14 protein-coding genes are annotated in these 22,299 nt (G+C 69.9%); 8 read left to right on the top strand and 6 right to left on the bottom strand.

Annotation, left to right across the window (positions count from 1 at the left end):
* Positions 1–142: 142 nt before the first annotated feature.
* From ACWGID_RS16315 to eccD, 5 genes are all read right to left on the bottom strand, one after another.
* A complete protein-coding gene (locus ACWGID_RS16315; protein ID WP_452197288.1) occupies positions 143–880 on the bottom strand; it encodes a type VII secretion protein EccE in 738 nt (245 codons plus the stop codon).
* Positions 881–1,170: 290 nt separating this feature from the next.
* Positions 1,171–2,406 (bottom strand): hypothetical protein, encoded by a 1,236-nt coding sequence (locus tag ACWGID_RS16320; RefSeq protein ID WP_452197289.1) that lies wholly within the window; start codon positions 2,404–2,406, stop codon positions 1,171–1,173.
* Positions 2,407–2,420: 14 nt separating this feature from the next.
* Entirely contained in the window at positions 2,421–2,747 is a 327-nt protein-coding gene (locus ACWGID_RS16325; RefSeq protein WP_452197290.1) for a hypothetical protein, read from the bottom strand.
* Positions 2,748–2,834: 87 nt separating this feature from the next.
* Positions 2,835–4,250 (bottom strand): type VII secretion protein EccB, encoded by a 1,416-nt coding sequence (eccB, locus tag ACWGID_RS16330; RefSeq protein ID WP_452197291.1) that lies wholly within the window; start codon positions 4,248–4,250, stop codon positions 2,835–2,837.
* A 3-nt stretch (positions 4,251–4,253) separates the two neighbouring features.
* On the bottom strand, positions 4,254–5,594 hold the full coding sequence (gene eccD / locus ACWGID_RS16335) for a type VII secretion integral membrane protein EccD (protein ID WP_452197292.1): 1,341 nt from the start codon (positions 5,592–5,594) through the stop codon (positions 4,254–4,256).
* 115 nt (positions 5,595–5,709) lie between these two features.
* Here eccD and eccCa point away from each other — a divergent pair, with 115 nt between their 5' ends.
* From eccCa to ACWGID_RS16360, 5 genes are all read left to right on the top strand, one after another.
* Positions 5,710–9,594, top strand: coding sequence for a type VII secretion protein EccCa (eccCa, locus tag ACWGID_RS16340; RefSeq protein ID WP_452197293.1), 3,885 nt, complete (start codon positions 5,710–5,712; stop codon positions 9,592–9,594).
* A gap of 12 nt (positions 9,595–9,606) precedes the next feature.
* Positions 9,607–9,987 (top strand): hypothetical protein, encoded by a 381-nt coding sequence (locus ACWGID_RS16345; RefSeq protein ID WP_452197294.1) that lies wholly within the window; start codon positions 9,607–9,609, stop codon positions 9,985–9,987.
* Between the two features lie 9 nt (positions 9,988–9,996).
* Positions 9,997–11,451: a hypothetical protein gene (locus ACWGID_RS16350; protein WP_452197295.1), complete on the top strand. Its 1,455-nt coding sequence runs from the start codon at positions 9,997–9,999 to the stop codon at positions 11,449–11,451.
* Positions 11,452–11,579: 128 nt separating this feature from the next.
* Positions 11,580–11,894 carry a WXG100 family type VII secretion target gene (locus tag ACWGID_RS16355; protein ID WP_452197296.1) on the top strand — a complete coding sequence of 105 codons (315 nt, stop codon included), beginning with the start codon at positions 11,580–11,582 and terminating at the stop codon, positions 11,892–11,894.
* A 15-nt stretch (positions 11,895–11,909) separates the two neighbouring features.
* Positions 11,910–12,209: a WXG100 family type VII secretion target gene (locus ACWGID_RS16360; RefSeq protein ID WP_452197297.1), complete on the top strand. Its 300-nt coding sequence runs from the start codon at positions 11,910–11,912 to the stop codon at positions 12,207–12,209.
* Between the two features lie 56 nt (positions 12,210–12,265).
* On the opposite strand, the gene mycP is transcribed toward ACWGID_RS16360, so the two are convergent.
* Positions 12,266–13,456, bottom strand: a complete 1,191-nt coding sequence (gene mycP / locus ACWGID_RS16365) for a type VII secretion-associated serine protease mycosin (protein ID WP_452197367.1) — start codon at positions 13,454–13,456, stop codon at positions 12,266–12,268.
* 115 nt (positions 13,457–13,571) lie between these two features.
* Between mycP and ACWGID_RS16370 the strand changes: the two genes are divergently transcribed.
* Genes ACWGID_RS16370 through ACWGID_RS16380 form a run of 3 tightly spaced genes read left to right on the top strand, consistent with a single transcriptional unit; the run spans position 13,572 to position 22,241 of the window.
* Positions 13,572–13,922 (top strand): YbaB/EbfC family nucleoid-associated protein, encoded by a 351-nt coding sequence (locus ACWGID_RS16370; RefSeq protein ID WP_452197298.1) that lies wholly within the window; start codon positions 13,572–13,574, stop codon positions 13,920–13,922.
* Positions 13,915–14,292: a hypothetical protein gene (locus tag ACWGID_RS16375; protein ID WP_452197299.1), complete on the top strand. Its 378-nt coding sequence runs from the start codon at positions 13,915–13,917 to the stop codon at positions 14,290–14,292. Before ACWGID_RS16370 ends, ACWGID_RS16375 begins: the two co-directional genes overlap by 8 nt.
* Before the next feature lie 2 nt (positions 14,293–14,294).
* Positions 14,295–22,241, top strand: coding sequence for a WXG100-like domain-containing protein (locus ACWGID_RS16380; protein WP_452197300.1), 7,947 nt, complete (start codon positions 14,295–14,297; stop codon positions 22,239–22,241).
* Positions 22,242–22,299: the final 58 nt, after the last annotated feature.

Raw genomic sequence — 22,299 nt, forward strand, 5'->3', positions numbered from 1 at the left:
AGCGGGAATCTTGCGCCTGTCCACGCCTGATACAGCCGATACAGCGGCTGTCCAGCGGGCCTGATCCACGCCTGATCCACGCCTGATCCACGCCTGATCCCCGCCTGGAAAGCTGCTGGAACACGGCTCGAGCGCGGCTGGATCAGGGCAGAGCGGCGACGAACGCGGCGCTCTGGCGACCGGTGCGTGAGACGGCGACCGGGGCCTGCGGGGCGTCGGCGTGAGCCAGAACAAGCGCGTGGTCCAGATCGCTGGCGGTGGTGACGGCGATGGCGCCGGCCTGTTGCAGCGCGAGCGACACGGGTACGGCGTACATCCGGTAGCGGCCGGTGCCGAGGCGGAGGGCGTCCCAGTCCTCGGTGACGTGCTTCGGGGTGAGGGTGCCGAGGAGGTGGGTCAGCTCGTCCGGGGCGACCGGTTCGGCGCGGAGACCGCGGCGGCGGAGGCGCTTGGTCAGCCGGCGCACGGTGTTGGCGAGCAGCAACTCGAGCTCGGTGTCCTGGTGCCGCTCGGGCGACCGGAGCGCGGTGACCGCGATCCACGCCAGCCCCGGCCGCCGCAGCAGTTTGATCCGCAGCCCGGCGAGGTCCTCGATCAGCTCGCCGGCCGCGACATCCGGCGGTACGTCGGTCTCGAGCAGCACCGTCACGCCATCCGCCCGGACGATCGTCCCGGCGTCCACGTCACCCACCTCGAGCCATCCGCGATGTCCCTGGACCGCCACGAACCGCGGCCCGCGCACGACGTACCCACCGGCCAGCCGGAGCCACTGGAAACACCACAGCCCCCGCCACCAGCAGCCGGTCGCTCCCAGCACTCCGAGTCCGACCACGCCGGCTATCAGCGCGGCCGCCCATCCCCGGCCGACCAGTCCCGCCATCAGGCCAACCGCGACCTGCCAACAGACCACCTGCCCAGTCACCACCCTCGGCCTTGCGCGTCCGACACCCGCCGACGGAGGGGTCGGAACGGACGCTGCCGCCGGCGCAGCGACGGCCGGCCGGACGCTGGTCGCCGCCGCGACTGCGGGCGCGGGGGCGTGAGCAGCGGGAGGTGTAGGCGCGGCGACGGCCGCCTGCTGTCGCGGCGGAGCGACCGTAGTGGTCACTGGCGCGATGGCGGTCTGCGGCGCGGTCCGCTGAGCGAAGGCCGGGGTAGCCGGTGTCGTCGTCATGAGCGGTGGTCGAAGACTTCGTCGTCGAGGACCGGACCGGGGGTACGGCGGCGTGTGGTCGGCAACGTGAACTGGCTGGTCGACTCGTGGGCCGCGCGGCCCTGGAGCTCGGACTGAACGCCGGTGCGGCGGAGCACGTCTTCGGAGTCGCTGGCCGACCGCTTGCGTGCCCCGGACCGCGACTCGTTCGACCCGCCGCCACCGGATGCACCGGACATCGGTGGTGCGATGGTCGGCATCGACTTGCCGGCCGCCGCCGCGGCTCGCGCGGTGCCACCGGCCAGCGCCGGCTCGCTCCGCGCCGCGATGCGGGCACCCGCGGCTCCGGTACCGCCGGGCACCCCCGCGACAGCCGGAGTACCGCGCAACGAGTTCGTCACTGCCCCGAGCGTCCCGGCGAGCACCGCAGCCGGGATCCCACCTGGCGATCCGCCCGGCACCGACGGAGTACCAACAGAGGGGATGGTCGGCACCGCAGTACTCCCGCTGACCCCGCCGGCCAGTGTCGGCAGGTCAGGGTGAATCACCGTGCCGGGCAGGTCCTTGAACTTCGGCAGCTTGGTCAGTGCGTCCTGTGCGTCGCCGAGGCTGCCCGACTGCGCGAGCCCGGTGACGGTCTGCACCAGGCTGGCGCCCTTCTCCATCGCGCTGAACAACTTGTCGGTCGCGTCCAGCACATCGGTCACCGGTACGGCGGGCACGGGAGACGCCGGCGGCGGCGCGCCACCACCCGGCCCCTGCCACCCCTGAGTCGGCGGCGGTACGGCGGTCGGCGCCTGCATGACCACCCCGACGGCCTCCATCATCCCGGCACCCACCTGCTGCAGACCGACCGCGACCTGCGCCGCGAACGGCCCGATGATCGGCACCCCACTCAGCGCGACCGCGGTGTCGTACCCGCTCTGCAGCGCCGGCATCACCGCCTGCGCCGCGTTCAGCGCCGTACCGCCGAGCCGCAGCGCCGCGGACATCGCGCCGGTGTACGCCGACCACTCGCCGAGCGATGCGAGACTGCCGATCACCTGACCGCTGAACGCCATCTGCGACGCCGAGCCGACGCTCATCGGCCAGGTGGTGACGGCCGCGTTCGCGGCGCCGAGGTCGCCGTGGGTGGCGAGCAGTTGCTGACAGGCCGAACCCCACAGATCGGCGCCCGCGTGCCACGGCTCGGCGCGCTGCCCGTAGAGCATCGTCGCCATCGCGTTCAGTTCCATCCCGAAGTACGCACCCATGGTCGCGGCCCCCGTCAGTCCGTTGCCGTCGTCGGCAGTTCGTCGTCCAGGCCGCGGTGCGCGACTGCGCTCGCCTGGTCGGCGGACTCGAAGCGGCTTGCGACCGAGAGCGCGGCGTCGATCAGCGACGCGATGCCGTTGGTGGCCTGCAGCGTGACGGTGCCGGTGTGCTCGACGCAGAACCGGACGTGCGCCTCGACGGTCGCGCTCTCCGGCATCGCGCCGGCCAGCGGCGGTGTCGACTGCACGGTGCCGGAGACCGGGGTGACGGTCGCCAGTGGTGCCAGTACCGCGAACTGACGTAGTTCGTCGGGCACCACTGTCAGCGTGCCGATGTCCATACTTCCTCCTCGGGTTCGTCTTCTGCACCACATCAGGGATCCGGTACGGGACCGGCGGGCGGACCGCATCAGGCCACCGAACGTCAGCTACGGGCCGATCGGGTAGGTCGCGGTGGACGGGTCGAGCGCGTGCCCGGCAGGCAGCCGGCTGATCAGTCCGGCCGGCAGCCGGACCACAGGCGGTTGGTCATAGCCGAGAACGCCGAGTACGTCGTGATTCGCCAGTTGGTACCGCCGGCCGAGATCGCTCACGAACGACAACGCCCCGGACCCGGCCGGCTGACCAGGCGATGCCATCGACTCCACAACGGCGCCATGACCCGGTGGTACGACGACCTCGTCGGCCAGCGGCAGTCCGCCAGTTCCACGTCCCGTCGTCGCACCGGAGTCCCCGCTCGTCGGCAGCGACCCGGCCAAGGTGAACCGCGGCTGGAAGTCGCCGCCAGAGAACACCGCGCACACCGAGTCCACTGACGACTCCGGCCGCGCGAACGTCGGCCGGGTGGTCGGCAACGCCGAGTCCGTGGTCGAGGTGCCCACACCACCGGACACCTGCGCCACGACCGCCGGATCCAACGGCACCGCCTGTGGGACCGCGCCCGGGTACGCCTGCCGAGTCGCGGGCGCCGTGCGCTGGACGTCGTACTGGAGCGAGCTGATCGCGACCAGACGGTCCCGCTGCAACAGGTAGTACTGTCCCTGCCCGGTCGACGTCTGTACGACGTACAGCGTCCCGACCCGTCCTGGTTTGAGCAGACCGGAGGGCGTTCCAGCACCCGGCACGGAGATCGGACCGAGCGGTGGTCCGGACGGTACGAGGTCCAGCCAGACAGACGGCACCTGCAGCCACGCCTCGTTGTTCAGAGCGAGTGCTGCGGCGACCGTGGCCTGCTGCTGGATCAGGTGCCGGTAGCCACGCCAGATCAGGTAGCGCCGGCCATCGGGCCCGACAACGAGCAAGGAGTCTGCCTGCGCACCGGACTGCTCTGTTCCCACGAGCAGAACCGACCGCACCACCGGACTGCCCGACGAATCGACAGTCGGCTGCGCGCACATCGACCACCCGCTGCCGAGCAGCCGCCGCTTGTCGGGCAAGGAGTCCGGTGCGTCCGGGATCCCCACCCGTTGACCACGCGGTACGCCGAGCAACGACCTGGCCGACACCATCAGCGGCGCGCTGTACTTGTTCGCGAGCAGCAACGCCGACACGTAGTTCGCCGCGGGATAGAGGACTCCGTCGCGATACACGTACCGCGTTCCGGTCTCCTTCTCGACGATCACCCGGTCGCCGGACTTCCACGAGGTCTTACCGCCTGGCGACAGTTGCCCGTACACGCCGGCACCGGCCAGCACCAGGACGGCGAGCCCGATACCGACCAGCATCGCGACGATCCCGCGGCGGAACGGCGGGTGCTCGGGATCGGTCTCGCGCAGCAGCAGCGCATGGGTCATCCGCTGCTGGACGAACTGGTGCGATTGCAGCTGATCCCGCTTGGAAGCCATCGGTCACCCACCCAGCCCGCGCACGTACCCGTACAGTCCGAGAACCCACAGCACAACCGGCACCACCAGGAGAACCAGGATCAGCTCGGCCACCTCGGCGTACCGAGCCAGGTACGCGCCCGGCCGGCGTGCCGCGTACCAGAGCCCCAGGAACCCTGCCAGGCCGGCGAACAACAGCAACGAGTACGGCGTGAGCACGAGCAGCCAGCCGAGTCCGAAGAGCGCTGCGACGATCAGGCTGAGCCGGTGCGCCACCACTGGTAGCAGGCGTGCGCGCAGCAGGCAGATCCCGACGACGAGCATCACCAGCAAACGTCCGGGCGTCGAGGTGGACCGTGCCAGTACACAGAGGCAACAGGCCAGTCCGAGACCCAGTCCGGCGAGGATTCCGGTGTAAAGCGCCGCCGATCGCAGCACTGCGGCGTACACGATCCGGCGTGGTGGTTGAGGCGGGTCGGCGAGCAGATCGGCTGTGCTCGTGGGCAGCACGGGCTTGGGCAGTCGACCGATTCGCATCGCGAGTGGCGCGGCGACCGGTATCAATGCCACCGCGAGAGCGGCGACCACAGCAGCGGACCGCGGGGCGTCCAGCGCGCCGCCGAGTGCACCCGCGACCAATGCGAGCACGCCGGCAGTCACCGAGGCCGCGAACACCGCGGTATGGCGGGCGATCCCGACGTACCCGATCAGTCCGGACAGCAGCAGTGCGGCGCCGCCTGCGGTCAGTTGCGGCGCGCCGAGCTCCGTCAGCCGAAAGGTTGCGGCAGGCAACAGTGCGCCGCCGGTGAAGGCGAACACCACGGAGACTGAGCCGGCGGTCGCTGCGGAGGCCGCATCACCGAGCGCTCGCGACAGAACGACTCCGGCCAGCATCAACACGCCTGCCGTGGCCAGGGCGAACAGCGCCACGCCGTTCCACGGCGGGCCGCTCCGGAGCTGCAGCGCGAGGCCGGTCAGCAGAGCTGCGGTCGCGGCGACCAGCCCGGTCCAGCGCGTCATACCGGGCGCCCACGCGCGTCCGCCGGACCGAGCGTCGGTGGCGATCGCGTCGACCAGATCGTCGTACTCCAGCTCCGGCCAGTGTTGGTGCGCCGGTGCGAGGTGCAGGATCTCGCCATCCCGGACGTCCTGACCGGCGAGGTCCCGGTGGGTGTCCAGTGCCTCGCCGTCGGGACGTCGGAGGATCCAGCCGCCTTGTAGTGCGCCGAAATCGGCGAGGCCGTCACCGGCGTGCCGGAGGATGCCGGGCAGCACCTCGGCCACCGTCGACCGTTCCGGCAGTGCGAGGTCGATGCGGCGTTCGGGTGCGTCGATGGTGACCTTGACCAGTCCACGAATGCTCACGTTTGCCACCGTGGCACGCGGATCGTGGCACTGGGCCGGGGCTTGCAGCTTGTGGACAGTCAGCTAGTGGCCGCCGTCCGCTCTACTACGGTCCGGCCGCCTAGCGTCCTGGAACATGTCGACAACCATCGTCAGCAGGCCACCGCGTCGTGACGGCCCGGCGTTGCCCACCGGCGACGTCACCCTCGACCCGCCGCCGGCGCTGCCACAGCCCGCGGCCAAGCAGCTGTCGCAGTACGTGATGATGGTGCCGATGCTCGCGGGTGGTGCCGCGATGGCGTTGATGTACTCGACGCTCGGCGGTGGCGGCCGGATGAGCTACATCGTCGGCGGTCTGTTCGGTCTCTCCGCACTGGGCATGGCGGCGGTCGCCTTCGCCGGCCAGGGCGCACCACGTCGCGAGATGGCCCGCGCACGCCGCGGATATCTCCGGCATCTCTCCCAGCAACGCATTCGAGCCCGGCGGGCCGTGGCCCAGCAACGGACGGCGTTGTCGTACCTGCACCCGGACCCGACACAGTTGTGGACGCTGGTGGAGAGCTACCGCCTCTGGGAACGCCGCCGCAACGACGCAGACTTCGCCATCGTCCGCGTCGGTACAGGAGCGCAGCCACTCGCCACTCCGATCGCACCGCCGGACACAGCACCGCTAGAGGAGCTGGAGCCCCTGTCAGCCGGTGCACTGCGTCGCTTCATCACGACGTACTCGTCGGTCCCCGGACTCCCCGTGGCGATGGCTCTACGCGGCTTCGCTCGCGTGTACGTCGATGGTGATCCGGACCGTGCTCGTAGCCTGGCACGTGCTCTCGTAGCGCAGCTGGCGACGTTCCACTCACCCGATGACCTCCTGGTGGCCGCGGTGATCGGCCCGGACACCAGAGCGGAGTGGGAGTGGCTGAAATGGCTGCCACACGCCCATCACCCGGAGAAGTCCGACGCACTCGGACCGATTCGCCTGATCAGCAAGAGCGTTCCGGATCTGGAGTCGGTGCTCGACGATCTGCTCGCACAGCGACCACGCTTCGATCCGGCTGCCACTGGTCGCGTGGACGGTCCGCACGTCGTCGTACTGATCGATGGCGGCGACGTAGTCGGCTCTGACCACCTGATGACCGGTAGCGGCGTGGAAGGCGTCAGTGTCATTGACCTGACCACACAACCGCCGAGACTGCTCGACCGCTCCACAGTGCTGCTGGACGTTGCCGACGACGGCACGCTGACCAGCGTTACCGCTGAAGGCGAGTCCGAGGTCGGTACGGCGGACAGCTTCACCACCCAGGACGCGGAGGCCCTGGTCCGCCTCCTCGCACCACTGCGGTTGTCGGCCGGTACGGACGGCGACGAGAGCTTCGCCTCCGCGTTCGGCCTGACTGACCTCCTCAGCCTCGGCGACCCCTACGACTTCGATCCCGCACGGCACTGGGGACCCAGGCCGAACAGGGACCGGTTGCGTGTGCGTTTCGGTGTCACCGCTGACGGTACGCCGGTCGAGCTCGACCTGAAGGAGTCCGCCCAGGACGGCATGGGACCGCACGGCCTGCTGATCGGTGCCACCGGCTCCGGCAAGAGCGAACTGCTCCGAACGCTGGTCCTCGCGCTGGCCGCGACCCACCCGTCGGACAGCCTGAACTTCGCCCTGGTGGACTTCAAGGGAGGCGCCACGTTCACCAAGCTGGACCGGCTCCCGCACACCAGCGCGGTGATCACGAACCTGAACGAGGAGTTGACGCTCGTCGATCGGATGTCGGACGCGCTCACCGGTGAGTTGGTCCGCCGGCAGGAGCTGCTCCGGCGGGCCGGCAACTACGAGTCCATCCGGGAGTACGAGCTCGCCAGGGCCGCGGGTGCCGACCTGCCCGAGGTACCCACCCTGCTGGTGATCTGCGACGAGTTCTCCGAGCTGCTGTCGGCCAAGCCGGACTTCATCGAGATGTTCAACCAGATCGGTCGACTCGGCCGAGCACTCGGCGTACACCTGTTGCTGGCCAGTCAGAAACTGGAGGAGGGGCGGCTGCGCGGGCTGGACGGCCACCTGTCCTACCGGATCGGTCTGCGGACGTTCTCGGCGATGGACAGCCGCGTGGTGCTCGGTATACCGGACGCGTACGAGCTGCCCCGGGCGCCTGGTCACGGCTTCCTGCAGATCGGCACCGAGACGCTGGTCCGGTTCCGCTCCGCCTACGTGTCCGGCGTGCACCGCTCAGCCGTCAGTTCGGTTGCTACAGGCAATGACGTGGCCGACGACGTTGCGGAGTACACCAGTGCCTATGTCTCGCTGCCCGCGTCGGCTGACGAAGCCGAAGAGGAGCCGGAGGAGGACGGTGTCGGCGAGAAGCTGCTCGACATCCTTGTCGACCGCTTGGCGAACAAGGGCAAGCCGGCCCATCAGATCTGGCTGCCGCCACTGGACGCCCCGCCACCGTTGACCCAACTGCTGCCCGCGCTGACAGTCGATCCGGACCGAGGACTGACTGTCGCCGCCGCCGGTGCGTGCGGAGGGCTTCGAGTGCCGATTGGTCTGGTCGACAAGCCACGCGAGCAGCGGCGAGACCCGCTGGTGGTCGACCTGTCCGCCGGCGCCGGTCATGCCGTGATCGTCGGCGGGCCGCGCAGCGGGAAGAGTACGGCGGTCCGCACCCTGATCTCGGCCCTCGCGCTCACCCACACCCCTCGTGAGGTGCAGTTCTACTGCCTCGACTTCGGCGGCGGTTCGCTCACCGGGCTCCGCGACCTGCCGCACGTCGGCGGTGTCGCTTCCCGGCTGGACGTCGGAGCCGTACGCCGGACGGTCGCGGAGGTACTGCAGTTGCTGACCAACCGGGAGCGCGTCTTCGCCGAACACGGTGTGGAGGGAATGGCGGCGTACCGGGAACGGCGGGCCGCCGGCGAGTTCGCAGGTGACCCGTGGGGCGACGTCTTCCTGATGGTGGACGGCTGGTCGGTTCTGCGCTCCGACTTCGAAGAGCTCGAGATGACCCTGGCCGAGATCGCCGGCCGTGGTCTCGCGTACGGCGTGCACGTGGTCGCGACCTGCTCGCGGTGGTTCGACCTGCGCGGCACGATCCGCGACCTGTTCGGCACCAAGGTCGAACTGCGGCTGGGCGACCCGTCCGACTCGATGGTCGACCGGAAGGCCGCGATGAGTGTGCCCGCCGAGACGCCAGGTCGTGGCCTGACCGACAAAGCGCAGCACTTCGTCGTCGCCACACCGGACGCCGACCTCGGTCCAGAGCTCGCTGCCGCGTGGCCGGTGTCGGGAGCACCGCGGGTGCGTCTGCTCCCCGTGCAGCTCGAGGAGTCCGAGCTGGCCGCCGTACTGCGTCGCTGCAAGGACGCCGGTGACGAGATGCCGGCCGGACTGCCGGTCGGCTTGGCCGAGCGCGACCTCGGACCGGCGTACGTCGATTTCGAGGCCGACCCGCACCTCCTGGTGTTCGGCGACACCGAGAGCGGTAAGACCGGTCTGCTGCGTTGGATCGCCCGATCGCTGACGACCCGCTACGAGCCGACGGAGGCACGGATCATCCTGGTCGACTACCGCCGATCGGTGGCTGTGCAGGGGACGCACGTCATGGGCACGTTCACGGAACCGCGCAGCGTCGAGAAGATGGTTGCCGAGCTCGGCCCGGTCCTCGACCGCCGCCTGGGCGGGGAGTGGACCGGACCGCAGATCCACATCTTGGTGGACGACTACGACCTCGTCGCCGGCCAGACCGCCAACCCGCTCAACGGCCTGGTCGACTATCTCGCCCACGGCCGCGACATCGGCCTTCACCTCGTCGTCACCCGTCGTACCGGCGGTGCCGGCCGCGCGATCTACGAACCGCTGATTGCCCGCCTTCGCGACCTCGGTACGCCGGGTCTACTGCTCAGCGGCGACCGATCCGAAGGCCCGCTGCTCGGCACCGTCCGCCCGCAGCCGCTACCCCCGGGCCGCGCCCAGTTCGTCACCCGCCGCGGCGACGCCAACCTCATCCAACTGGTCAATTGCTCGATCTGACAGGAGCCACAGATGGTCCAGGTCTCACCGCAGGAACTACGGGACTTCTCGGCGATGCTGCATCCCGCGAACTTCGCCCCGCTCGCCCAGGCGCTGCCAGGTTTCGAGCTGGGCGGCGGGATGCCGGACGCCGACAAGCTGCGCGAGTTCGTCAAGCAATGGGCTCCGCAGGTAGCCGGCTTCGGCCTCGACCTGGGGCGCGGTATCGACGCCTTCGGCACCGTCGCCCGAAACGCCGCTGACGCGTTCGAGACCACCGACCAGGTCGCCGCCGGCCGCTTTCAGACCACGGACCAGCACGCTGTGGACATCGTCGCGGATCAGCTCGGTCAGGTCCGCACCGGCGGCGGCTGGACAGATCCTGCCGAGCCGCCCAAGGCCCCCACTCCCTAGGAGCGCACGATGGCTGACTACAGCAAGACTTCGATGGCGGAAATGGTCCGTCAGCTCGCCGGGCTCAACGCGAGCGGTTGGCTGCAGGCGGGTGAAACCTGGTCGGTGCTGGCGACCGACCTCCAGACGACGCAGGACAACCTCCAGCACGCCTGGAACAACACGCGGCTCTTCCACGAGAGCCTGACGTTCGACAGCATCGCGAACGAAGTCACCGCCAGCAAGACATCGGTGGACGCCTGGCGGCCGTTCGTCGAGCGGGTCGGCACCCAGTTGTCGAGCATCGGCTGCACCATCCGCGACACGCAAGCCGTCGTCGGCGGCCTGACAGGGCCGTACCAGGACGCCGAACGCCGGTTGATGTCAGCGATGGATGCCAACGAGGGCAAGGCCGCGCAGCACGAGATGGACGACATCACGGCCATCGCGGCCAACATGATGGGAGTGCTCTCGTCGGAGATGCAGCAGGCGATGGGGCGTATCCTCCCCGTTCCCCAGAGCAAGTACGGCGGCCCGATGGCACCAAGCCGTGGCGATCAGCAGGCCGCCGACGACCCGGACGCGAAGGCAGATCCCAGTGCCGGCGGCCCCCAGCCGGGTGACGCCGGCGGTGTCCCGGGCCAGACTCCCGCGGTGGCGCCTGCGGCCGATCCCGCGTCGCCGAAGGCGCCGGAGGCCAAGGATCCGTGGGACGAGGCCGGGAAGGTCATCGACGTGATCAGCAAGGGCACGGACCTGATCGGGAAGGTTCCGGAGAACCTCGACAAGTGGGTGACCCTCTTGCAGCACGGGAAGGACCTGGCCGGCGGGGACACGTCGACGGCGACCACGCCGGACCTGAGCAGCGTGACACCCCACGGTCCGCTGTCCGACGAACCCGCGCTCGCCGGTGGCGCCAGCACGACACCGCCTACCTTCACCCCAACCCACTTCACTCCCACGACAGGCGGTGGAGGGGGAGGCGGCGGTGGCCTGCCGTCGATCGGCATGCCATTGGGCGGCGGGATCGGCGCAGGTCACACCAACCTTCCGACCAGCAGCACGGGTACGCCGGACCGCGGCGCGTCGTCGTTGCGATCGGCAACCACTGCGGGCGAGACCGGAGCCGAACCGTCGCTGTCCGGCAAGACATCGACGGGTCCGTCGACGGGCACGCAGTCGGCGTCCTCGCCGATGTACCCACCGATGAACGGCGCCGGTGCGGGCGCCGGCGCCGGCGCTGCCGCACGCAGCGAGATCCGGCCAGGCTCGGCGCCGTCCAAATCAGGCTTCACCGTGCCGACCGAGTCCACGGCCGCCGAGCGACTGCGCCGCCAAGGCGTGCAGTCCGATCTCCAGGGCCGGACCAACGGCGAACGACGGACACCGTCCGGGGCGCCGCCGCTGCGTAAGCGCAGTCGTCCCGCGCGTGCCCGCCGTACCGGCGGTGACGAGGTGCTGGACGAGGAGCTGTGGAAGCCCTGATCGCACAACTGGCCATTCCGTGGCCGTAACCGGAACGCGTCCGGAGGGCGCGGATCCCAGACCTAGCGTGACATCGACCGGTGATCACGCGCCGGCAACCCAGTAGAGGAGGACACACCATGGCCGGTGTGGAGACCGAATACGCTCGCATGCAGCAGACCGCGCGGGACGCGGCCGCGATCGGCGACAACCTGAAGACCGTGATGGTCAGGCTCGACAACGCGATGGGCGTTCTGGTCCCGATGGACGGAATGATCAAGAACGCCTTCTGGCAGGGCCATCGCGGCCATCTCGACGCGATGACCAAGCTCTGCAACCGCCTGCACCAGTTGGCGGACGGCATCGGTGATGCCAAGAGCAAGTACCAGTCCGCGGACGACGAGGGCCAGGTCGCGCTGAACCAGGCCGCCAACGTCCCCGTCCTCGACGCGACCGTCCTCTGAGAAGGGAACCCACTCATGCCCGGTGAACGCATCAACTACCCGTTCGGCGCGATGCTGCAGGCCTCGGTCGACATGGCCTCCGCCAGCAAGGAGGCGACCGAGCTGAAGACTCAGTTCGAGGCCGCCATGAACGCGCTGCTGCACACCTGGACGAGCGACGAAGCGGCACCCCAGGTCCAGCAGGTGCAGCGGCTGTGGGCCCAGGCAGCCGGGGAGCTGAACCAGCTGCTGAGTCGTCGGGGCACCGCAGTCGAGGACTCGATGCTGCGGATGCGCAGCACCGACCGCGCGGCCGCCATCTCGATCCAGGCCTGACGGACCAAAGAAGAACAGCCCGGCCCCTCGAAAGGAGGGCCGGGCTGTTCTGTGGTTCAGTGGCTGCGCCAGCCGCGGCGACGCCCAAGCGGTACGACGAACGCGGCGAGCACCACCAGCAGGGCGCAAAGCCCTGCCAGCAAGGCGATCCGGCGACCCTCACGGCCGGCGTCGCTCCACGCGGCGGTACGACGCTCCGCCGCCGGGTCCACCTTCGTGGGCTTCACCGGCGGGAGTACTGCGGGTTTCGCGCTACTGAGGACGTCTTCCACAGCGCGGTACGGGTTCACGACCCCGGCGCCGTACTGGTCCGTCGGACCGGGCGCAGGCGTTGCGGTGGCGATCAGCCGGGCGGCGACCGCTGTCGCGGGGAGCATCGGATCGGCCGAGCGGACGAGGGCCGCCGTACCGCTGACGAAGCCGGTCGCGAAGCTGGTGCCGTCGTAGTAGCGGTGGCCGCTGACGCGGGTCGCCGCCAGTACCCCGCCACCGGGCGCCGAGATGTCGACGTACGACCCGACCTGCGAGCTCGAGAGTCGGCTGCCGTCGATCGTCGTCGCACCGACGCCGAGCACACCCGGGTATGCCGCGGGGTACGTGACCGGATCCTCGCCCTGTTGACCGTGGGCGTTGCCGGCCGCGGCGACGATCAGGGCGTCGTGGCGCTGGGCGTAGCGGACGGCGTCGCGGACGGGTTTCTGGTCCACGTACAGCGACAGCGAGATGTTGATGACGGTGGCGCCCGCGTCGACGGCGTACCGGATGGCGCCGGCGAACACCGTCGCGTTCACCGCTTCGCCCTGCTGCTCGCTGGCGTCGCGTTCGCTGACCCGGATCGGCAGGATCCGCGCGCCCGGCGCGATCCCGCGGAACCCGATCCCGGCGACCGGTCGCGCGGCGATGATGCTCGCCACCGCCGTACCGTGCGAGACGCAGTCGAAGTCGGCCCGTCTGTCACCGGGGGTCAGGACGTCCTCGCCGGGCAGCACCGCGCCCGGCTCCCGGAGTTGTGGGTGGTCCGCGTCGACGCCGGAGTCGATCACCGCGACGGTGACGCCCTTGCCGGTGCTGATCGGCCAAGCCCGTTCGGGCGCCAGCCAGGTGGTTGCCCAGGGCATCTTGCTGATCGGCTGCCCACCGGCCTCGGCGGTCCGGCACTGTCCGGCCGGCGGAGCCGCCGATGCGGGTGACGTGGTGGCGGCCAGCGCCCCGAGGGCGACGGTCGCGGCTGCTGCTCTGACAGTCATCACGATCCGGACGCTACGGCGGGGCCAGATCTGGCCACCGGTTCTGACCCCTTGTGGCCAAGGACTGACCGGCACGTCACCGAGCACCGACGCTAGGTACTCGGAGGTGTCGATCATGGACATGTCGAAGTTCACCGCGGGTGAGACAGAGCTCAACCTGGCCAAGGAAATGGCGGCGCTCGGCCTGGACAGCGGCCTCGAGCAGCTGACCGATGCGGCGGGCGTGCTGGACCGTGCCTTCGACGAGACCGTCGCGTCCGCGGTGTCACCTGACCGCCTCGTCAAGGTCACGGTGACCGGCCGGGGCGAGATCCGTGCGATCGAGTTCGACCCCGGCATCTACCGCGACCAGGACCCACAACAGCTCGCCGCGACGGTTGTCGCGACCCTCGGCCAGGCCCACGCCGCCGCAGCCGCCAAGATGACCACGGCGTACGACACCTTCCGGGAGACCTTCGATGACTGACCGGATCGAGGTCGATCAGCTCGGGGTGGCGCGGGCGGCTGATATCTGCCGGACCACCGGGTACGACGCGGGTCGCGAGCTGTGGCGCCTGCTGGGCGGGTTGACCAAGGAGGTGATCGAGGCGGCCGCCGGGCACGACGACTACGGCCAGCAGATCAGCAGCGGCTGGGTGAACAGCCATGCCGACACGTTCGCGGCGTTCGGCAAGGCGATCGAGACCCACCTGGTCGGCCGCGGTGACCAGATGTCGGCGTGCGGCCAGAACGCGAAGGCGACCGACGACGACGCGTCCCGGCAGGTCCAGGGGACGGCGCTCGGACTCACCCGGACCGCCGAGGGCTGGGCGATGACGCCTACTCCGGAGGCCTGACAGTGGGCTGGCATCTGCCGGGGTGGCTGAAGGCGATCCTGGAAGGCGGGTACGAGCCGCAGGCCGATGAGGACAAGCTCTATGCGCTCGCGGACCAGTACGACCTGTGCAAGAAGTACCTGACCGAGGCGCTGCCGGGCCGGATCGACACCGCCGCGAACGGGTTCGGGGCGGCGTACCACGGAGAAGCCGGAGCGGCACTCGAGGACTTCCTGAAACGGTATGCGCGCAACAAGGATTTCCAGGGTCCGGCGACACTCGCCGACTCGGCGGGATACGTGGCCGAGTTCCTCCGGACGATGGGGGACACCGTCGTCCGGACCAAACGCGAGCTGCTGATCATCGGCATCGTCAGCTGGATCACGATCCTCGCCGGGGTCGGGCCGATCCTCGGCACGCTGATTCGCAAGATCGGGCAGGAAGGCGTCAAACAGCTGCTGCTGCTGATGCTGAAGAAGCTGGTGAACCGGGAGGCGCGGAAGCTGCAGCAGAAGATGCTGCTCGAAATGCTGACGGCCGGCACCAAGCAGACCACCAAGTTCGTCTTCAGTCGCGAGATGGTACCCAAGGTACTGGGCGTCGTCGGCGGTGAGCTCGCCGACGAGCTCATCCCGCACGCGGTGGCAGGCTGGTGGGGCAAGCTGACCGGCCAGGACCGCCGACTCGCCGTCAACAGCGACGGCCAACCCCAGTTGGACTCCCAGCAGCGGTTCGTCATGACGCACGACTGGGATTGGCGGGGTACGGCGATGACCGCGGCGGGTGCTGTGGTCGGCGTACCCCTGTCGCACGGTCTCGGGATCGGCCTAGCGAAGGTGCCGATCGGGAAACTGGCGCGAACGTTCGGAAACAACGCGATCACCTCACCGCTGGCGAGCTCACTCACGTCGCTGGGTTTCGGCGAGGGCTGGCACACCCCGTCTCTGCAGGACGCCTGGATCGCCGGCGCCCACGGGGCCGCCCGCGGTTCCACGGCCAGTGATGTGCACGGCCCGCTCGAATCCATCGGAGAGGCGGTCGGCGAGTACGTCGGCCACAAACTCATCTCGGCCCTGCCCGGCGGGCACCCACCGGCAGGTCCCGATGGCGGCGTGCTCCAATCCCCGTCCGTCAACCACAGCACGACGGCGGACCTCTCCCAGGAGACCGCACCCGGCCTTGCCCACAACGCCGCTGCGAACCTCGGCCAGAACGCTGCCCAGAACTCGTCGCAGGCGGCATCCCAGGTTTCAGCGGTGGGCACGGTTGGTCAGTCCGCTGTGGCTCCTTTGACCTCAACCACTCCGTGGACGGCCGCCGGCCGCGCATCGGCCCAGGTCGGCGTGGCCGCTTCCGTCTCCCAGCAATCCCGTACCGAGCAGGAGCAAGCCCTCCGCCGCGACCCTGCAGGACAATCTACGCCGCCGGCGGACAACGGCCCGGGTGACAACACCGACCACGAAGTCACCGAGGCCACCGAGGTCACCGAGCCAACCGCTTCTAGCCCTTCCAGCCCAGCTTCACGGTCCTCCGACCCGTCGCTTCCTGCGGATCCGTCGGTCCAAGGCAGCCCGTCGGCTCAGACCGCCCAGTCGGCAGAGGCCGCCCCACCGGCGGCCGCCCCGAGCTCGCCGGATACCGCGTCACCGCAACCTGCCGCAGCTCTCGCGCAGTCCGCCCCATCCGCGCAGACACCAACGTCGACCGATCAGCCGATCGACGTCGCGCCAGTTCTCGCAGCCCAGGCCTCACCTGCGCCGCCCCCGGTCGCTCCGGTCGCGCCGCCGACTGCAGGTACCTCCACAGACGGGGGCGGTGCGAGCGTTGTCCGCGGTGGCGCACCCGAGCTGGACCCGGCTGGGCCTGCTCGCCCGTCCCGGGTCCGCCGCGCCTTCGCCGGCCTGCGGCGTGGCGGCGTACATCCGCAGCTCCCCGGCGGACGGGACCGGGCTTTCGTTGCCGATGACAATCACCTGCTGTACGGCGATCGTGCGGTCACCCCGCACGAGCTCGCCACCCTCGCGCGTCGCGCGAACCCGGAGATCGTCGTCGACCAGCGGAGTGCGGCCGCCACCGCCCTGGCCCAGAAGCTCGCCGACATCACCGGTCAGGACGTCGTACTCCGGTCCTCGGACGGAACCGAGGTACTCACCCCCACCGACGACCGTGCGGCGCGGCCCGACGGTGTCGTCGTGCCGGAGGACGGCAAGCTGGTCCGCAAACCGCGCGCCACGTCGGCGCACGGGATCGAGGTCGAGGTGAGTGAGGCAAACCTCGGGCCGCGCCTGGGGGCCGGGCGTTCGAAGACCGCGTTCGCGTTCTTCGACAAGGTCGTCCTGGTCGCCCACCCCGGCGTCTCCCTCGCTGCCGAGATCGACCAGACCAACAAGCTCCGCGCCCTCCCCGGCGGTGAGGACGTGATCGCGCCGATCCACGCCCACATCACCTTGTTCGGTCGCGACGCGATCGTGGTCGACCGCTTCGAGGCCAGCAGCCACGAGATCCTCGACGAGGAAGCGCCCGACCCGGACTCACGCGTCACCCGTCCCGGCCTGACCACCCAGGCAACCGTCGACAGCCTCCGAGCCCTCCGCGCCTTCGCCCTCGAGAACCATGTCCTCCCGGGCGACCTGCAGTTCGCCAGCACCCCCGACGGCCGCCTCCGCGCGTACGACGTGGACGGCACCCGCCCCGTCACGGGCCCGCAGGACCCTGCACTGACCACCCTCAACGCCTGGCTCACCTGGGCCGAAACCCAACTCGACAACACAACGCCCAGCACCACCACGCCCAGCACCTCCGCGCCCAGCACCTCCGCGCCGAACACCTCCGCGCCGAACACCTCCGCGCCGAACACCTCCGCGCCGAACACCTCCGCGCCGAACACCTCCGCGCCGAACACCTCCGCGCCGAACGCAGCTCCCCCCAAGTCCCCGCCTCGCATCATCCGTCGCCGGCCGTCGTCGGGTGTGGACGACTCGGGGAGGGCCAGGCTCCGGGGTCCGTCGGACGAGGCTCCCGGGCCGCGCGAGGACGATGTGGTGCCCGCTGTGTTGCGAGGTGTTGCGGCGTACCAGGGCTTGTCCGCGGCCGAGCAACTGCGGATTCGGGAAGCTATCCTGCGGTTGGCCGGCGACGACCCGGTGCTGGTCGAAGGGTTGCGGGTCGTGCTGGAGAGCCCGGGGCTGCGTGAGCTCGGGCCCGCGGAACTGCTCGCCGAGATCGAAGGGTGGAACGACTACAACGCGCTCTTCGACCGAGCGATCGAGCTCGGGGCACAGGTGCTCGGCTCGCCGCAGGAGCAGGACGTGGAGGGCTGGGCGTCGCACTCCTGGGACGACGCCACGGACCTGGGCGAACTCACGTCGCTGCCGGAGAAGATGAGTGTCAGCGGCCGCCGCGGCAAGGTGTCCACGCTGGACGAGCACGCCGGCGTGTACGCGATCGTCCGGGACGGCGTCGAGTGGATCACCAAGCTGTTCCCCGAAGGCGTCGGTCCGGAAGGCGACCGACTGCGCAAGCTGATCGCTCAGGAGTTCAACGGACTCGTCGCCGCGGCGGGGACCGGCTACGGGCCGACGCCGTACGGGCTGGTCCGGGCAAGGATCGGCGACAAAACGTACATCGGACCGGCCATGGGGCGGGTGCAGGGCGCCATGGTGCACGATTCCGCGCCGTCCGATCCGGCCGCGGCCGCCGAGTACACGCGCGCTCGCGAGGCCGTCACGTTCAATACCGTGCTGCAACTGCACCAGTACCTGCGCCGACTGGGCAAAGCAGCTTACGACTCCGACGGCGAACTGCAGCCGCTGATCGACCCCGACAACGGGAACTTCCGGGTCATCGACTGTGAGGACGTCCTGCCGTTCGTCGACGATCCGATGTTCCACGAGTACCTCGCCGCGCGCGGACTCAGCGAGGAGAGCCGGAACATCCGCGACCGACTGATCGCAGCCGCCATCGAGAACGCGCGCCGGGCTCGGGATCGCGAACGCCGGCTGGCGGACCCCGTCGACGTGGGCGGGCTGACGGCCGATGACGGCGGGCTGACCGTGGACGCGGTACAGCAAGCGCTGGACGCCGTACGGGCCCGCCTGCGGCTACCTGACAACATCACGCTGAGGTTCGTGGTCGCGGCGAACAACGACGAGCTCGCTGACAAGTACGGCATCCCGCCGACGACCGCCCCGCGACCCGGGTACTTCCGGATGGACAACGGTATCGGCGTGGTCTATCTGCCCGCGCGGAATCACACGTCGCCGGCGGATGTCGCCGCGACCGTGTGGCACGAGGTGATCGGGCACTACGCCTGGCACCTGTTCAGCGCGCGGACACGGGCCGATCTGCTCGCCATCGTCCACCGGCTCCGCGCCCTGCTCCCGGAGCTCTCCGCCGAGATCGACGAGTTGTACGTCGATCAGCCGAGTGATGTCCGTGACGAGGAGTTCCTCGCTCGCGTGGTGGAGGACGGCGTGCCGCGACGCATCGTCGGGGTCTTCAACGCCTTGCTCGCGACGCGGATCGGACCCCTCCTCGTCCATGTCGGTGCCATTGACAACGAAACGCTGGAGATCGCCCGCCACAAACACGAGCTGGCCCCGGTGTACCGGATCCTCCGCCTCCTCCTCCGAGCCGTCCGCGCCAACCGGCCGGTCGTCAACGACAGTCTCCCGGAACGTTCCCGGCTGTTCCGCGAGCATCAGGACCAGCCTCGCGGAGGTGCTGGCAGCATTCACCGCAGCGAGTTCCGTGGCGACGGGCGCGGTACGCCGGACGAGCCCGCGGTACGCGCCGCTGTCCACCATGCGCTCCCGCAAATCGCCAGGGCGGTCAGAACGATTCGTGCCGACGTGCTGGCGATCGGCCTTTCCGGGAAACAGATCACGATCACCCTGCGCGCTGGGGAGAAGATCACGATCGACCTGGACGTGTCCGGCACCTTTACCGACGCGGGCCCGGTTCGCTGGGAACGGACCGCTCGGGAGGGCGACTGGGCCCGGATCACGCTCTCGCCGCAGGCCAGTGACGAGGTCGCCGGGCGAGCGATCGCCCATGCGGTCGCCGCCGTGATGGCGGCGTACGGCGGGCAGTCGTCCGACGACCAGGAACGAGCCGGACGAGAGGCCGAGGTCGGTTACCTGGTCCAGCAGATCGAGGGCGGCGGGTCGCCGTACCGGCTTCGGAAGGAGTTGCGTCTGCTACTCGATCACATGAGTAAGCGGCAGGGGCCGCCGCTGCCGATCGGTCTGCAACTGCGGGTCGAGGAGGTCCTGCACCGCAGTCGTGTCCGCGCCTGGGTCGCAGACACCCTCGTGCCCTGGGTCGACAAACAGGAGGACCGGGCGACGAAGCCCGGGCTCCTCGGGACGAAGGAGTTGCCCGGCGGAGCCCGCGCGAAGGTTGCTTCGGATCCGACCGTGGATCGCTTCCTGCACAGGCTGTTCCAGCATTTCGCGAACCAGCCGGACGTCGCTGTCGGTCCGGGGGAGTCCGCGAGCCGAGAGAAGACGCTGCGCGACATGCCCGTCCTCAAATCGCTCGTCACGGCGCACGGACCGGCCGCCGCCGCTGCGCTCGGGAACCTGACTCCGGCCCAGTTCACGCCCCAGCAGGCCGATCAGCACGCTGTAGCTGGGTTGTTCGACAGGCTGCGCGGACTCGTCGACCAGTGGCAGAACGCCGAGTCCTGGCGGCAGCGTCGCCGGGCCGCGCGGCAGTTCGCCGAGATGGCGGATGCGCTCGGCGTGATCGACCACGACGATCTCCGGGCGGCGCTCCCGCACGATCTCGCGACCGCCGTGGCCGAGATCGAACCAGGGATGCTCCAGCGGATGAATCGCTTCGCCGGCCAATGGCTCCCGGATCTGGGTGCCGAGATGTGCTTCACCTTCGCGGAGATCATGCCGGCCAGTACTGCGACGGCGCTCGTCATCGCCGGACAACAGGACGGCGGCTTGCTCGCCACCACGATCTTCGTCGGCGGAGCGATCGCCGTTCCGTTGCGCGCGGCCCTCAGCCGGTACGTCGCCGTGCTCGAGGACCTCGTGATCACGGCCCGGAGGAACTACCGCCAGGAACAGATCGAACGTTTCCAATCCATCCGCCGAGCAGAGATCGACCGCGAGATCCGCACCGCGGGCCGGCGAGTCCTCGCCTCGGCCGCCGAACACACCGGACAGGTGATCCCGACAGATCAACCGGACGCGCCGCGGCCCGAAGTGACGCCGCCCGCGGTGGAGGCGCCACCGTCGGTGGTGCCGTGGTGGACCTTCGCGGCGCAGAGCACGATCTCGGTCGCCGTCGCAGCGGCGCCGATCGTGGTGGTCGCGTCGCCGCTGCACCTGTCGCCGATGGTCTTCGCGGCCGGGATCGGGTTGGCCGCCGGTGTCTTCGGCTCCGCGCAGTATGCCTTCGCCCGGATCCAGGCGAGGTTGGACGACGAGCGCCGGATCCGCGACTTCTACCACCGCAGCCGGCGGCAGTTCATCGGCGAGCTCCGTCGCGCCGCCGACGAACTCGTCCGGCTGCAGGCCCTGGGCAAGCAGTACGGCGACTCCGCGATCCAGCTGCCGTCGCTCGCCGTGGCCCCGTTCGAAGATCATCTCGGCCGCGGCGTCGTCCCAGGCAAGCTACCGTTCGCCTTTCGTGAGGTGCTGCTGGGCGTCGTGCCGATGGTCTACCGGGCAGTCGGCCTCGCCGCGAAGCATCAGCTCGCCACCTCCACCGCCACTCTGCTGGAAGCGGTGCTCCGGGTCGGCGCGACCAGTGTCGTCTCCGGCGTCGTCGAGTACTTCCACGCCCAGGCGAACCGGCACGCCTTCGACCGCCGCATGCACAACTGGCTGGAGCTCTTGCGCACCGAGGTCCAGAAGCGCGTCGAGCAGACGGCCGACCCCGTCCTCGCCCGACTGGATGCCCTGCTGGCGAATCCGTCACTCGGCACGATCGGCATTCCGTCGCTGCGGCCCTGGTCGCCAGTCGTCCACCCCGAACGCGAAGCCACCACGAACCGGCGGTGGTACGCCGTCGGTGCCGCCTCGATCGCCGCCGCCGGTGTCGGACTGTCCGCACTGATGGTGTTCCGCTTCCACGTCGATCCCTCGTACCTCGGGTTCGCCGCAATCACCGCCGCGTCCCTGCCGTTCAGCTATTACGCGAAGTACCTGCGGCGCCGGATGGGGGTCAGGGCGGACTTCGACGAGCGGGATCGCGCGGCCGAGCGACGCGCCGCCACCCAACTCGATCGGGAGCAGGCCGCGGCCACCGACGCCGCCTTCCGGGTGGCCCGCCTCGAGGACGTCGTCCACGGCTTGCCGCCGCGCAGCCGACCTGCCCCGACGACCGACCTCGGCCGGTTCATCGAGTCCGAGCGCCGCGACGACCACCCGTCCACCGAGCTCAGCCGGCTGCTGGCCCGCCTCGAAGACCTGGACGCCGAACACCAACGCGTCCTGAAGCGCTACGACACGCACCAACCGACCGACCTCAGCCAGCTCACCGAAGTCCTGCTCGCCATCTCGAGCACGCTCTCGGAGTACGCCGATGCCTCGCACGAGCTAGGTGTCGATCCCCATCTGCGACGTGGCGGTCCGATGAACATCCCCATGAGCGCCTCGGTCCTGCACCACGACCCGCTCAACGGACGCAACCTGACGGACCAGACCTGGGATGCGAACCGCCCGATCCGGCCGAGTGTCGAGGCGGAACGCGCCGCCTTGATCGCGGCCAAGATCCAGCAGGTCACCGGCAATCGGTACAGCCCGTACTCGCTGGCGCAGATCCGGCTGGCGGCAAGCACCGGGGACCAGTTGGTCGACATCGCGGCCGACCTGGTCGCCGCCGCGGAACGTCGTCGCGGGCCACTCTGGAGTCGCGGCCCGCGCAGCGTCGCAGCCAAGGTCGACTTCCGCCGCAGCCTGGTCGCCGACCAGGCCCGCGCCGTCCCGGCACGCGTGATCGGGCACGGCTGATCGAGTAGGGCTGATCGAGTAGGGCTGATCGAGTAGGGCTGATCGAGTAGGGCTGATC

The organism is Kribbella sp. NPDC054772, from assembly GCF_053611945.1.

What these genes read in the sequence shown, in the direction of transcription:
- ACWGID_RS16370 (WP_452197298.1), top strand. Translation starts at nt 13,572, where the DNA reads ATGGACATGTCGAAGTTCACCGCGGGTGAGACAGAGCTCAACCTGGCC.
- eccCa (WP_452197293.1), top strand. Translation starts at nt 5,710, where the DNA reads ATGTCGACAACCATCGTCAGCAGGCCACCGCGTCGTGACGGCCCGGCG.
- ACWGID_RS16345 (WP_452197294.1), top strand. Translation starts at nt 9,607, where the DNA reads ATGGTCCAGGTCTCACCGCAGGAACTACGGGACTTCTCGGCGATGCTG.
- eccB (WP_452197291.1), bottom strand. Translation starts at nt 4,250, where the DNA reads ATGGCTTCCAAGCGGGATCAGCTGCAATCGCACCAGTTCGTCCAGCAG.
- ACWGID_RS16375 (WP_452197299.1), top strand. Translation starts at nt 13,915, where the DNA reads ATGACTGACCGGATCGAGGTCGATCAGCTCGGGGTGGCGCGGGCGGCT.
- ACWGID_RS16320 (WP_452197289.1), bottom strand. Translation starts at nt 2,406, where the DNA reads ATGGGTGCGTACTTCGGGATGGAACTGAACGCGATGGCGACGATGCTC.
- ACWGID_RS16360 (WP_452197297.1), top strand. Translation starts at nt 11,910, where the DNA reads ATGCCCGGTGAACGCATCAACTACCCGTTCGGCGCGATGCTGCAGGCC.
- ACWGID_RS16315 (WP_452197288.1), bottom strand. Translation starts at nt 880, where the DNA reads ATGGCGGGACTGGTCGGCCGGGGATGGGCGGCCGCGCTGATAGCCGGC.
- ACWGID_RS16350 (WP_452197295.1), top strand. Translation starts at nt 9,997, where the DNA reads ATGGCTGACTACAGCAAGACTTCGATGGCGGAAATGGTCCGTCAGCTC.
- ACWGID_RS16325 (WP_452197290.1), bottom strand. Translation starts at nt 2,747, where the DNA reads ATGGACATCGGCACGCTGACAGTGGTGCCCGACGAACTACGTCAGTTC.
- mycP (WP_452197367.1), bottom strand. Translation starts at nt 13,456, where the DNA reads ATGACTGTCAGAGCAGCAGCCGCGACCGTCGCCCTCGGGGCGCTGGCC.